Annotated in this window: 8 protein-coding genes and 2 pseudogenes; 6 read left to right on the top strand and 4 right to left on the bottom strand. The window is 69.0% G+C overall.

Going from position 1 to position 13,286, the window contains the following annotated elements; genetic code table 11:
* Positions 1-409 precede the first annotated feature (409 nt).
* The 4 genes and pseudogenes from NQZ70_RS26600 (at position 410) to NQZ70_RS26590 (ending at position 6,775) form a co-directional block, all read left to right on the top strand.
* Entirely contained in the window at positions 410-610 is a 201-nt protein-coding gene (locus NQZ70_RS26600) for a hypothetical protein (RefSeq protein WP_129576712.1), read from the top strand.
* A gap of 683 nt (positions 611-1,293) precedes the next feature.
* A pseudogene (locus tag NQZ70_RS53450) lies at positions 1,294-2,034 on the top strand (transposase zinc-binding domain-containing protein); the annotation flags it as partial.
* A complete protein-coding gene (locus NQZ70_RS26595; RefSeq protein ID WP_237245676.1) occupies positions 1,935-2,807 on the top strand; it encodes a transposase in 873 nt (290 codons plus the stop codon). The pseudogene NQZ70_RS53450 and the gene NQZ70_RS26595, both read left to right, overlap by 100 nt.
* A 1,259-nt stretch (positions 2,808-4,066) precedes the next feature.
* Positions 4,067-6,775 carry a kelch repeat-containing protein gene (locus tag NQZ70_RS26590; RefSeq protein WP_129576710.1) on the top strand — a complete coding sequence of 903 codons (2,709 nt, stop codon included), beginning with the start codon at positions 4,067-4,069 and terminating at the stop codon, positions 6,773-6,775.
* A gap of 154 nt (positions 6,776-6,929) precedes the next feature.
* Here NQZ70_RS26590 and NQZ70_RS26585 read toward each other — a convergent pair whose 3' ends face one another.
* Complete coding sequence (locus NQZ70_RS26585) at positions 6,930-7,241, bottom strand: hypothetical protein (RefSeq protein WP_129576709.1); 312 nt, start codon at positions 7,239-7,241, stop codon at positions 6,930-6,932.
* Positions 7,242-7,759: 518 nt separating this feature from the next.
* Here NQZ70_RS26585 and NQZ70_RS26580 point away from each other — a divergent pair.
* Positions 7,760-8,956 (top strand): IS110 family transposase, encoded by a 1,197-nt coding sequence (locus tag NQZ70_RS26580; protein ID WP_129572584.1) that lies wholly within the window; start codon positions 7,760-7,762, stop codon positions 8,954-8,956.
* 1,556 nt (positions 8,957-10,512) lie between these two features.
* Positions 10,513-11,697: a hypothetical protein gene (locus NQZ70_RS26575; protein WP_129576707.1), complete on the top strand. Its 1,185-nt coding sequence runs from the start codon at positions 10,513-10,515 to the stop codon at positions 11,695-11,697.
* A gap of 25 nt (positions 11,698-11,722) precedes the next feature.
* On the opposite strand, the gene NQZ70_RS53445 is transcribed toward NQZ70_RS26575, so the two are convergent.
* From NQZ70_RS53445 to NQZ70_RS26565, 3 genes and pseudogenes are all read right to left on the bottom strand, one after another.
* On the bottom strand, positions 11,723-12,013 hold the full coding sequence (locus NQZ70_RS53445) for a glycoside hydrolase family 30 beta sandwich domain-containing protein (RefSeq protein WP_408022440.1): 291 nt from the start codon (positions 12,011-12,013) through the stop codon (positions 11,723-11,725).
* Between the two features lie 356 nt (positions 12,014-12,369).
* Positions 12,370-12,996, bottom strand: a complete 627-nt coding sequence (locus tag NQZ70_RS26570) for a JAB domain-containing protein (protein WP_207218010.1) — start codon at positions 12,994-12,996, stop codon at positions 12,370-12,372.
* Positions 12,993-13,178 (bottom strand): annotated as a pseudogene (locus tag NQZ70_RS26565) (sigma factor-like helix-turn-helix DNA-binding protein); the annotation flags it as partial. The gene NQZ70_RS26570 and the pseudogene NQZ70_RS26565, both read right to left, overlap by 4 nt.
* Positions 13,179-13,286: the final 108 nt, after the last annotated feature.

Genomic DNA, 13,286 nt, shown 5'->3' with positions numbered 1-13,286 from the left:
CCTCTGGACGAGGCGATCCCCGAGCTGAACGGCAGGGGCGGCCGTTTAGGTGGAAGTGATCCCATGTCCGCGGGCCCGGAGGCGGGCTCGCCATCGCCGAGCAACGGGCGTCCGTTGTCCGCGCGCTGCACCACCGAGCGCCGGGCGCGGTCGTTGACCACGCCGGCCAGCCCCAGCGGGCGCCCCGGTGGCTGCAGGCAGCCCGTTGGGTCCGCGTTGGGCCACGCCGGCGAGCGACCCGGCCGCAAATCAGACGGAACAGGTCGAAGTTATTGACTTTTCGTCCGTCTCCGCCACGTCGTCTCAGAAGTCCTGGCGGGACGAATCCGTGGGGGCGAACCGTCGCGATCCGTCGCATCGCCAGGGATTCTGGGAGGGCGTGACGACGGATCGCACCCCCTCAGGAGGCATGGACCCAACCCCGGCCCAACCGCCGAGCCCTGGGCCCGGAGAGCTCGCGACGGTCGATCTATCGCCTCGATCCGCCGTGGTTGCGTCGCTCGCCGGCACGCTGAGCCGAGCCGTCGCCCTCGGGGACGCGGAGGCAGCCTGGGTCGTGCACGAGGCGATCGGTCGGCTGCTCGGGCTGCCGGTGGCACCGGAGCGGTGAGCAAGCTTGGGCCGAACGTCGAGCCCGCCGCTCGCGTCGACTCGCTGGCGGAGCCTTGCCGCTCGCCAGTGCCCGCAGGCTCTACTGGGATCGCCCACGCGCGGCGGTTGCGTGCCGAAGCGCCCCGGAGGCATCCGGAAAGTGATGCCGGCAAGCACCAGGCCTGTGCCGGGAGGCAAGCGCGGCGGCGTGCGCAGGCGACGACCCTCTCTCGCCGCGATGCTGCATGGCGACGCCATGGCGGAACTGCGGACGCCGCGGGGAGCGGTGGGAAAACGAGTGGCGAAGCGGCTCCTGCATGCTGGCACGAAGGCGGCACGCGCACCACGCCTCGGCGCTAGAGAGCGCAGATTCAAGCACGTGCCTGGCACGCTGCTCATCCATGGTCCCAATGAGAGGCATGACCATCACCTGCTCGGTGATCGGGATCATCGCGTGGACAGCTCCGCTAGCCGGCTCTGCTGCACCCGGATGATCTCCTCCTGCAACGCTGCCCGCTCGCGCTCTGCGTTCTCGCGCGCCGACATATCGAGCGCGAGGCGGGTGCTCGGCGAGCGCCTCCGCCGCCGCGGCAGCGAGCGTCGCGGCCCGCCGCCCCCCGCCCCGCCGCTCCGCCATGGCGCCGCCATGGGCGATAGCCCGGCGGGTTGTCGAAATTCGCGGCGAAAACGCGCCCTCACCGCGTGGCGTGCGGCGTGCGGTGTCGGCGCCGTGTGGCCAGCGCGGCTCGCACCACGGGCGTCGTCTACGAGCGCCGTCGCCCCGAGAAGACGACGCTCTACGAGATCGTGCGCGACAATGTGGAGACGCTGTACGGGGCCATCGACGACGGCGCCATCGCCGTCCGGATACCCAAGCACGCGAAGAAGGAGCTCGAAGCCTACCTCGACTGCGGGCTGCTCTGCCGCGGGTTCGCGCGGCTCCGGTGCGAGCGCTGCGAAGAGAGTCGGCTGGTGACCTTCAGCTGTAAAGGACGCGGTTTCTGCCCGTCGTGTCTGGGCCGACGCATGTGTGCCACGGCGGCGAACCTGATCGAGGACGTCCTGCCCGAGGTGGCGCACCGTCCGTGGGGGGTGACGTCTCCGTTTCCGTGGCGGCGCAGGCTCGCCCAGGACGGGGCGTTGTTCGGCGTGCTGACCCGCATCTTCGTCGAGAGCGTGGAGCGGTTCTACGAAGAGCGCGCCGCGCGCCGAGGCGCGTGCGGCGCGGTCAAGAGCGGCGCGGTGACCGTCGTGCAACGCACGTCCGGCGACATGCGGCTCAATCCGCATCTGCACGTGGTCTTCCTAGACGGGGCTTATCACGAAGGCGGCACCGAGCTCGTGTGGAACGAACTCGGTCACCTGCGAACGCGCGAGGTCGGTCAGGTCCTGGAGCACGCCGTCGGGCGGATGCTCCGTTACCTCCGGCGGCACGGGCATCTCGAGATCGAGCACGACGTCGAGGAGGACGACGAGCCCGAGGCAGCGCTCTGTGCCTCCGCCGTCTCGGGACGAGAGTCGCGCCACACGTCGTCGCCCCGCAATGGCTCCGCGGGCTCTCGCCGTCTTCTCCGAGCGCGCTCGCGTACGACAAGCCGCTGTGCGCTGCGCTCGATGGCTTCACCTTGCACGCAGCGACGCGCGCCGGTGCGCACCATGCCGCAGCGAGGGAGGCGCTGCTGCGTTACGTGCTCCGACCCCCGATCGCAAAGGAGCGCGTCGAGCCGCAGCAGGACGGCCTGGTGCGGCTGTCGCTCAAGCGCGCCTTCGCTGACGGGACTGTCGCGGTGGACATGGATCCGCTCTCGCTGCTGTGCCGGCTCGCCGCCAGCGTCCCGCCGCCGCGCTTTCACACCGTCAAGTACGCGGGGGTGCTCGCCTCGGCAAGTCCATGGCGCAAGCGCATCGGACCGCGCCCTGCGAAGCCACAAGAGCCTACGAGGGCGGACGAAGACGCCGCTTCGAAACGCAAGCGTGGCGGCTATCGGCCGTGGGCCGAGCTCTTGCGCCGCACATTTGCGATCGACGTCCTCGAGTGCCCAACTTGCAAGGGGCGGATGAAACTCGTCGCCATGGTGACCGAGCCAAGGAACATCGCCCGCTTCCTCTCCGCGCTCGGCGAGCCGACCGACGTCCCAGCACGCTCTCCCAACCGAGGGCCGCCGTACTGGAAGAGCACCGTTCTGCGCCGCAAGGCGCCCGGTGACGCCGCATAGCGTCTCGCGACGCGCCTCCCGGGCCAGACCAACGCCCGGACGGACACATGGGCCCACGGCACGTCGCTGCGCCCCGTAGCGCGCTCGGCGCCGCCCGGACCACGCTCTTTCGGCCCAGGACCGAGCCATCACGACGCTCGCGGCCCCACCCTTTCGGTTTACTGCGCTACACTTCTTCGCGCTGCGATCCGGCTTCTTTTACCTACGCGCCGCGATCCACGATGGCGAGCTCCACGGGTTTCCAGGTGGATACAGCGCTTACGCCGAGTGGGCGGGTCTCCGGGCTACCCCTCAGGGTTGAGGGATCGCGCCGGCAGCATCGAGAACACGCGCGTGTGGCCCGCTCCCCAGCCGTCACCCTTGCGATCCAGCTGCGACTTCAGGTTCGCCAGGATGTCGGGTCACACGAACGTCAGCGACGGGTCCTTGCTCGGCAGGGCGCGTTCGCCGATCTGCTCTTCGGTGAGATCCAGGAACTTCTCGCGGTGCATGCGGAGGTAGTTGCCCTCGTTGCTCGAGCAGTAGGCGCACCCGAAGCCGCAAGGTCCATGATGTCGAGCTTGAAGTTGGACAGCTTCTTCTTCTCGAAGCCAGATGGATTGTGCGCCCGTGGAGCCGCGCAGCGCCCGGGCCCGTTTGCCGCCTCCGCTGTCGACATGCGGGTGAAGGTCTTCAGGTACACGCCGGCGGCGTGGCATGTCACGCCCGAAGCGTGACATCGGCCGTGACATGTCACGCCTAAAGCGTGACATCGACCGTGACATGTCACGCCTGAAGCGTGACATGCTCCCCGCTTACATCGGACAAGCTGTAGGGCGACGGAGCTGAACGACGGAGCCATCCGACGCCCCCAAAGAGCCCTCTCCGGCTGGGCTTTCCACGATCGCACTGCGCGGGAGGCGAGATGCTGGCGTGACAGGCTGCGGGAGGGAGGAAGAACGCCAGCTGGCACGCGGGTTGCAAATTGCAACCAACGCTTGAGGCTGTTCGGGACGTTTGCCCCCGAGCCGCTCATCGCCGGTCAAGCGAGGTACCAACCGCCAGGATTGCCTTTCGAATGTCATGAAACCGGTCGTTTTGCTCGCGCCGGCGATGCATGCGCGGAGTTTATCGCAGCGTGCAGCGCTTTCAACCGTCCTTCTCGCCGTACCCATCACGCCTCCCCGTAGGGGGTCGATGGGATCTCTCTGAACCCAAGGAGATCCTTAATGCATATCCGTATCCGGGCTCAAAGCCTGCCATTGGCATGCTTCACATGGATGACATCGCTCCTCGCCGGAGCGCTCTCCCTGAGCGTCCTCGGCTGCGCACAGGACAGCTCGCCGCCATCGGGTGACGATCTGCGCCTCCGCTTCCCTGAGCAGGCCGCAGAGGTGCTCGAGGGCAGCAACGCGTTCGTCGCCGTGGACGACGGGTTCACGATCGCCTCGACCGGCGATTCGAGCCGGGGCCTCGCGGAGCTGTTCGAGCGCCGCGGCGGGCTGCACGCCAGCCTGCCCGAGCGCGGGGAAGGCGAGGTCCGCTTCCATCTTCCCGGCGGCTTCGAGGTGGGCGTGCGCGAGATCGACGCCGAGGGCGAGGGCGCCGTCGTCGAGCGCGCCGTCGCGTACCGGCGGCAAGGCGGGACGTCGTTCTGGTCCGCGGTCGACGCCGGCTACGAGGAGTGGCTGCTGCTCGACGCGGGCGTGGCGAACGGCGACGCACCGGCGGCCGAGTGGGAGGTCAGCGGCGCGACGCTGCGACAGGACGGCGACGCGGTCGATGTCGCCGCCGCGGACGGCGTGGCGCGGCTGCGTGTGACGGCGCCAGTGGCGTACGCGAGCGGCGGGCGGCAGGTCCCGGTGCGGCTCGAGGTGCGCGGCGCGAGGATCGCGCTCTGGGTCGACGCGGGCGGCGAGGAGGTGCTGGTCGACCCGATATGGGCGCCGAGTCCCAACATGAGCACAGCGCGCTACTCCCACACCGCCACGGAGCTCGGGAACGGCAAGGTGCTGATCGTGGGTGGGTACGGCGGCAGCGGCACGCTGGGGAGCGCCGAGCTGTACGATCCGCTCCTCAATGCCTGGACGTCCGCTGGTTCAATGACCGCGGTACGGGAGGATCACACCGCGACGCGTCTCCTGGACGGTCGGGTGCTGATCGCCGGCGGGTATGCCGGCAGCGGCACCTACGTGTCGACCGCCGAGCTCTACGACCCGACGAACAACACCTGGGGGCCTGCCGGAACGATGGGCACGGGCCGGCGCAATCATACCGCGACGCTGCTCTCGAGCGGTAAGGTGCTGATCGCCGGCGGGTATACCAGCGGCAGCACCTACCTGGCGAGCGCCCAGCTCTACAACCCGGCGAACAACACCTGGACGTCCGCCGGAACGATGGGCGCGCAGCGCAAGTATCACACCGCGACGCAGCTCCCGAATGGTAACGTGCTCGTCGTCGGCGGGAGCAACAGCGTCGGGAACCTGAGCAGCGTCGACATCTACGACGCGGTGAACAACACCTGGCTGCCGCCCCTGTCGGCCCAGCCGATGTCCGTCGCCCGCAGCTCGCACACGGCGACACAGCTCCTGGACGGCAGGGTGCTCGTCGTCGGCGGCTCCACCAGCTCCGGCATCACGACGAGCGCCGAGATCTTCAACCCGGGGTCGTCCGACTGGACGTCAGTCACGCCGATGGGTCTTGGCCGCTACTGGCACACCGCGACGCGGCTGAGCGACGGCAGGGTATTCGTGGCTGGCGGCATGGACCCAGTCAGCTCCGGTGGCTCCTCGAGCGCCGAGGTCTACGATCCCGTGGGTAATACCTGGGAAGAGGTCGAGGAAGGGATGAGCACCGTCCGCATCAGCCACACCGCGACGCTGCTCTCGACCGGCAAGGTGCTCGTCGCGGGCGGCTTCGAACTCGTAGGCCTGAGCTTCGTGGCGAAGTCGAGCGCCGAGCTCTACGACCCGCAGGGCAAGAAGTGGACGAGCCTGTCGCCGATGGCGCCCACGCGCGCCAGGCCGACCGTGACGCGGCTGAGCGATGGCCGGGTGCTCGCCGTGGGTGGCGCCGTGGGGGACACGAGCGCCGCGGTGTACAACCCGACGACCGATGCCTGGACAGCGACCGGGTCGCTGACCGCGCCCCGCGTGGGTCACACCGCGACGCTGCTGGCGAACTCGAAGGTCCTGGTGGTGGGGAGCTCTGCCAGCCCCACTTCCGCGAACGCCGAGCTGTTCGACGCCTCCACCAACACCTGGGCGACCGCGGGCTCCACCTCGGCCCCGAACCCCAAACGCTTCAAGCACACCGCGACGCGGCTCCTCGACGGCAAGGTGCTTATCACGGGAGGGATACAGGCTGGCTCCAGTCCCGCGACCTACCTGAAGACCACCGCGGTCTTCGATCCCTCGACCAGCTCCTGGCTCGCGCGCCCGGACATGTCGGTCGAGCGCGCAGGGCACGTGGCGGTGCTGCTCCAGAGCGGCCAGGTGCTCGTCGCGGGAGGCACGAACGCCGGGGGGTCGCTGAGCTCAGTCGAGATCTACGATCCAGGAACCAATACCTGGACGCCTGCAGCCGCAATGCCGATCTCCCGCCGCGATTTTGACGCGGTCGTGCTCAACAACGGCGACGTGCTGGCGGTTGGCTCGACCACGGTCCCCTCGGTGTACAACCCGGGATCCGATTCCTGGACGCATCTGACGGGGGAGCTTGTCGGCGCTCGCTACGATCATACCCTGACGAAGCTCAGCAACGGCACGGTGTTGATCGCAGGAGGGAGGCAGACTACCAGTGGCAACCTCACTTGGGCGAAACCGGTCCTCTTCGATCCCGCAACCAACGATTGCATCCCGCTCGCGGACATGAAATACCCCCGTTACGGGCATGGAGCAGTCTTGCTCTTCGACGGCAGGGTGCTGGCCGTCGGTGGCATCGACAGCAGCGGCAACACCGTGTCGAGGCCTGAGTTCTACACCCCCTGACGCTGCCCGGCGCCGGGGCCGACCGTCGCGAGGACCCTCGACGTCCCCTCGCTGCATGGTCGGCCCCGGACGGGGCGGAAAGCTCAGGCCTGCTTACGCGCCTCCGCCTCCTCCACCGCCCTGCGGATCCCCCACACCCTCGGAGCTGAAGAGCTCAGCGGCCATTCGCCAAGCCCGTCAGGAGCGAGGCCACCACCGCGAGGGGGACGACCTCGCGCACGAGGTCGGCGCACTGCGCGAAGACTTGGGCCTTGGCGGCCTCTGGATCCGCTCCCATCCGGGAGGCGACCTGCCCCGCGGCCGCGGCGGCTTTCACGATGGGTTTGTAGGCGTTCTCCACGGGGTCATCCACCACGAACGCGAGGTTGGCCGCATGGGCGGCGGCATAGGCCGCGCAGATGGCCCCCTCCGGATAGACGGTGCCACAGTAGCCGGCATCGCAGTCCGCGAAGCGGGCGAGGTCCATCGCATCGCTCGCCGCGAGCCTCAGGGTCTCCAGGCTGGCCCCCTGTTCCCCGCGGGCCCACTGCTCGGCGGCCTCGAGTCCCCGGTGCAGCTTCTGCTCCTCCTAGATGGAATGAGGCAGCCCACGGCGCGCCTGGACCCATGATGCCGACCGTACCGACCCAAGCCTCTGCTCGACGCGTTCGCGCGGCGGGGCCTGCGAAGACAGCCCGCCGCACCGTGGAGGTCGGCCCATCGGCAGCCGAGGGTGCTGGAGTGCTCGGAGGCGTCAAGGGTTCGCGAGCGGAGCTCGCCGGCTCCGCCGCCCTTGACTCCCCCTGCGCGCTCCAGCCGGACAAAGCTGCGGGCGATGGGCGGACGGAGGCCTCCGGCGGGGGCTCCAGGCTCCGGAGAGGAGCGAGCAAGAAAGAGCCGCTCGGAGCAGCGAGCAATGTGGCTGACCTCTCGCCTGCAGGGTTGCCTGCGGGCACCCCCACGCGTTCGAGGACGCAGAAGACGGGGGCCCAGGAGAGGTCAGCCATGCGAAGTGTAGCGCTGGATCTGGGGGTCCATGAGATCTCATTCTGCGAGGTGGCGGGCGGGGCCGTGGTGCTACGGCGCACGGTTCGCTCGCTGGATTCGCTGCAGGATCTCCTCGGCCCGTCGTCCTCGCCGGCCCGGGTGGCGATCGAGGCCTGCCGCGAGGCCTGGGCGGTGCACGACAAGCTGCGCGACTGGGGTCACGACGTGCTGGTCGTCGACACCACGCGAGCTCGTCAGCTCGGCATCGGCCAGCACGGCCGCAAGAATGACCGCCTTGATGCCGAGGCGTTAGCGCGCGCCGTCGAGCGCGGGGGCATTCCACTCGCACACGTGCTGTCGCCTCACCGGCGGGCCATTCGCCACCAGCTGGCCGTCCGGCGCGCGTTGGTTGAGACGCGGGCCCAGTACGTCACTACCGTGCGCGGCATCCTGCGCGCTTGCGGACACAAGCTCGCGAGGTGCACCACCGAGGGATTCCTCACGGTGCTGAGCGCGGCAGCCTTGCCGGCCGAGACTCGCCAGCTCGTTGGACCTCTGGTGACAGCGCTGGAGATGCTCACCCCTCAGATCGCGCTGGCCGATGCCGCGCTCGAGCAGCTGTGCACCCACGAGCCGGTGATCGTGCGGCTGACCACGGCTCCCGGCGTGGGGCTGGTCGTCGCTGCCGCGTTCGTCTCGGTGGTGGACGAAGCCAAGCGCTTTCACCACGCCCACCAGCTCGCCTCCTATCTCGGCCTGGTCCCCCTGGAGGACACCTCCGGGGGGCGCGGCAAGCAGCGGCTGGGCTCGATCACCAAGCAAGGCAACGGCTATCTGCGCGCGCTGCTGACGCAGGCCGCGCACACGATCCTGCGGCACAAGAGCGGCGACGACCCGCTGCGCCGATGGGCAAAGGCCATCGATGAGCGCCGGGGTCGCCACGTCGCGGTCGTGGCGCTGGCGCGGCGGTTGTCGGGGGTGCTGTGGGCCATGTGGCGCGACGGCATGGTCTACGATGCGCAGAGCGCAGCGGTCGCTTCGGCCAAGGGCCTGCGGCTGCAAGCACAGTCGATCGAGCAGCAGGCGCAAAGCATGAAGGAGGCCGCGGCCAAGGCGCGCCGCCGGCAGCGCTCGATCGACAAGGGACTCGGCGTCGCTCGGGCAACGGCTCGGTCGAGGCCGGTCTCGACCTCAAGGAGGGCCTCGATGCACTGACTTTCCCCCTACGGGAACGTGCGCCACGAGCGCGTCACGCTGGGAGCGTGAAAGAGGGCCACGTGGATGAGCGCGGAAGCCTTCCGGGTGACCGGCCTGTGGGTCGAACATGCCGTCCCCTAGAATGCGCCTCCACGGTCCCGTTTCGGACCCCAGTGTGCATCCAGGCCACCAGGGCGACCGCCGGCCTGTGAATGCGGATCGTCGATCGAGCCACAGCTCGCTCCTGCGGACGCGACGAGGCGCTCAAGCACAAGCGGAACGACGCCCGACCAGGGCGAAGGGAGATGTCCATGCCGAAACGACCTGCACTGACGACGCCGAGCGCCGCCGCTGCCGAGCCGAAGCCGGCCAGCCGCGCAAAGAGAGCGCTCAAGCCCTTGACCTCAGGGCTGCCTCATCGTCGAAGGCATGCTCGAGGGTGAGCCGCGCGCAGGCGCAGGCGGCCAGGACGATGCGCCTGCGGTCCACCCCCACCCGGACCGCCAGCCACATGAGCCAATCCCCCCGGGCGCAGGTGCCCCAGGCCTCGGCGAGCGCCTTGCCCCGGGCCCAGGCCCGGCCCTCTTCGCACGCACCCAGGCGGAGGAGCTCGGCTTCCAGGCTCAGCGCGTCCAAGGGGTCGCTCCCGGCCTGCCCTTTCGGTTTACTGCGCTACACTTCTTAGCGCTGCGATCCGGCTTCTTTTACCTACGCGCTTCGCGCTGCGATCCGGCTTCTTTTACCCACGCGCAGACGAGCGAAGCGAGGCGGCGCCGTCGGCAGTGTCGGAGCGAGGCGCTCGGGACGTGGCGGTTGGGGCGCTGCTGACGATGGTGCATGGCGCGGTCGAGCGCGAGCGGGTGTCGACTGCGCTGGGCGCTGTACTGCCGTGGGCTGATGTTGGATTCGTGTCGGAGGGGATCTCGGTCCGGCATCTTGATCGGCTGCTGGATGGGCTCCTTCTGGCGATGTCGCCTCGCGTCGAATGGGCGAAGCTTTTGCGGCGGACTTACGCAGTAGATGTTCTCGCGTGCCCGCGATGCAGCGGCGGATGCGACTCATGGCCGCGATCACGGACAAGGCGACGGCGAGGAAGATCTTGAGCCACCTCGGTCTGTTCGCCGAGCCGCTGGAGTGCCGCGCGCGGTACCCGGCGGACCCCGCGTGACGAAACTGAAAGGGGAGGGACGCTGCTCGACGACGTGGCCGGGGGGAGGTCTGCCCTGAGGTGCGTGCGCCGGCCATCACGACGCGCCGCGAACCGCGACGGCGGCCGTTTGGACGAGCTCAGTAGTGTACAGCTATACGGTAGGATGCCTTCCGCTTGGTGCCAGTAGTGTACAGCTATACGGTAGGATGCCTTCCGCTTGGTGCGACGTCGCGGTAATCGCAGGCGTTTCACGAGTGGAAGGCCTGTCTGATCGCATAAGGCCCGTTCTGTCGATAAGCTCGTACAGTCGGACTGCACGAGCCAGGAACGGCTCCGAGAATCTTGACTTTGCGGAACGCGTTTGCTTGTCCTATCCGCCAAAGCGCTTGACGACGCTGAGCGGCTGGGCGAGGACAGAGTCACCATGAGGCGTTGGCTACTGGCTTTGGGCGTGTGCGTTTCCACCGCGGCGTGTGGTAACGGATCGAATGGGGACGCTGCCGCGAGCGGGGGCGCGGTTGGCACGGACAGCGGTGGGACGGGCAGCGGGGGCACGGCCTCCGGTGGTGCGACGGGCTCTGGGGGAACGGCCGAAAGCGGCGGCGCATCCAGCGGCGGCGCATCCAGTGGTGGGGCTGGCGGCTCGAGTGGGGCCACGGGTGGCGCGGCTTCGGGCGGGCAACCGGGCAGCGGCGGCCAAGGAAATGCCGGAAGCGGCGGCACGACCGGTAGCGGCGGCTCGGTCAGTAGCTGCGTCGGCGACCCGTTCCCCACGGCCGATCCCACCAAGACGGGCCCCTTCTCGGTCACCGCAGACAAGAACGTCGGCCCCCTCGCCGGCGTCGTTCCCGATCCGATCTATGGGGACGAGCAACAGCGCTTCAACGTGTACCGCCCGAGCAATATCGCAACCAGCGGCCACTGCCATCCGATCCTGATCTGGGCCAATGGCTACCGGGACAATCCGGAGCAGAAGCCGCCGAAATGCGTCGTCAACGCCGGCAGCAATCAGTGGTGCGGACAATACGGACCGATCGTCAACCATCTCGCGTCCCACGGTTTCGTCGTGGTGGCTTCTCTCAGCACCGCGACCGCCGAAGGCGATCCTCTTCCCACGACCGCGGGCCTCGATTGGATCTTGGAACAAGCCGAGGATGCGAGCAGCCCGTACTATCACGCCCTCGACACCACGAAGATCGGCCAGCTTGGCCATTCCTATGGGGGCATGTCGACTTGCAAGACGGCCTCCGATCCCCGTTTCTCGGCCCTCGGCACGATTTGCGGCACCAGTGCCCTCGAGGGAGTGCACACCCCCATGTTGTTCTTCTGCGGGGGGAACGACTCCACGGTGAAATGCAGCGGGGTCCACAATGTCTTCAAGACGGTCACCGATCAGCCCGCGTTTTTCCTCAACGAGCTCAACGCGGATCACGGTAGCTGGGTCTATCAGGGCGCAAATGGCGTGTCCCTGTCGTCGGCCGCGGCCTGGTTCCGCGTTCATCTGATGGATGACATAGCGAACAGGAACTTCTTCTACGGCGACAACTGCAAGTTCTGCACCGATGGCCGCGTGCAAGCAGAGCAGAACGCCCTGATGAAGGTCCCCTGAGCGACGGGGCCGATCTGGCTAGGCTTCACTGACTCACGAACGTCGTCACGCTCATGGCTTCGAGGGCCATCGGGAGCGTGGCGTCCGTTACGGTGACGGGAGTTCCTTCGGCCCAGTTCTTCGAAGCGGCGGTCACGAAGGGGACCATCGCGCTTGGCGCGGTGCCGCCTGCGAAGGCGAGGGGAACGGTCTGGGCGGAGGTTGTCTCGTTGATGGCGACGACGACGACTTTGCCGCTGTCGTTTGCGTAGGCGCTGACGAGGACCTTTTCTGGGAAGACGCCGGTGACGGCGACGCGGTGGTAGCCGGGGCGAATGTAGCCAGTAGTGTACAGCTATACGGTAGGATGCCTTCCGCTTGGTGCCAGTAGTGTACAGCTATACGGTAGGATGCCTTCCGCTTGGTGCGACGTCGCGGTAATCGCAGGCGTTTCACGAGTGGAAGGCCTGTCTGATCGCATAAGGCCCGTTCTGTCGATAAGCTCGTACAGTCGGACTGCACGAGCCAGGAACGGCTCCGAGAATCTTGACTTTGCGGAACGCGTTTGCTTGTCCTATCCGCCGCGTGCCGCTGCCCGAGGGCTTGCGGGGCTGCCGGCCTGGGCGGTGCGCCGGCGGCTGGATGCGCAGGGATTGGGCGCCCCGCCGCAGGGGCGCTGCGCCGCGCGGGGGCCTACTCGTGGACGGCGGCGTAGCGGCCGCTGGGCGTGACGATGACGTGGGCGGTGAGCGGGACGTGCAGTTCCTCGGAGAGGTGGCGCAGCTCCAGGGTCATGTCTTCGTCCTCGCGGGTCGGCGTCGGTTCGCCGCTGGGGTGGTTATGGGCCAGGACGAAGCTGTGGGCTGCCATGTCGAGCGCCGTGCGCAGAACGGTGGAGCGGCCGACGTAGAGGCCGTCGTCGATGCCGCGGGCGAGCATGCGCGTCTCGCGGACGCGGCCGTGGGTGTCGAGCGCGGCGATCCAGAGCTCCTCGTGGACCAGCGAGGCGAGCCTCGGGCCGAAGTAGCGCGCCACGCGGGCGGCGTCGGTGAGGAGCGCGCCCCGGCGCGCGCGGGCGGCGTGGGTGCGGCGGCCGAGCTCGAAGGCGGCGGCGAGGCGGGTCGCGTCACCGAGCGCGATCTGGGTGCGCTCGGCGAGGGCGGCGGGCGAGAGGCGACCGAGCGAGGGGAGAGCGGCCGTGCCGAGGATGCGCGGGCCGACGCCGGGCAGGCCGAGCACCATCTCGAGGAGGGCGGCCTCGGTCGCGGTCGGCAGCTCGGCCGCCGTCTCGGCGGGGGCGTCGACGGGGGCGCGGCTCATCGGGCGCATCGGGGCCACCTCCGAGAGCGGGTGAGGGCGCGGGCGAAGAGGCGGCGCGCGAGGCGGAGGCGGGTGGCGACCGTGGGGCGCGGGAGCGAGAGGGAGGCGGCGATCTCGAGCGAGGAAAGGCCGGTGGCGGCGAGCGACAGGATCTCGCGCAGCTCGGGGCGGAGACGGTGGAAGGCGCGGAGGAGGCCGCGGGCGACGAGGCGGGCCTCGGGAGAGGGGGCGCCGAGGCGCGTGCGGCGCGGTCAAGAGCGGCGCGGTGACCGACGTGCAACGCACGTCCG

It is taken from the genome of Sorangium sp. So ce836 (genome assembly GCF_028553905.1).
Lineage (GTDB): Bacteria > Myxococcota_A > Polyangia > Polyangiales > Polyangiaceae > Sorangium > Sorangium cellulosum_D.
The sequence above is the reverse complement of the archived record's forward strand: the minus strand, read 5'-3'. Positions and strand labels throughout refer to the sequence as shown.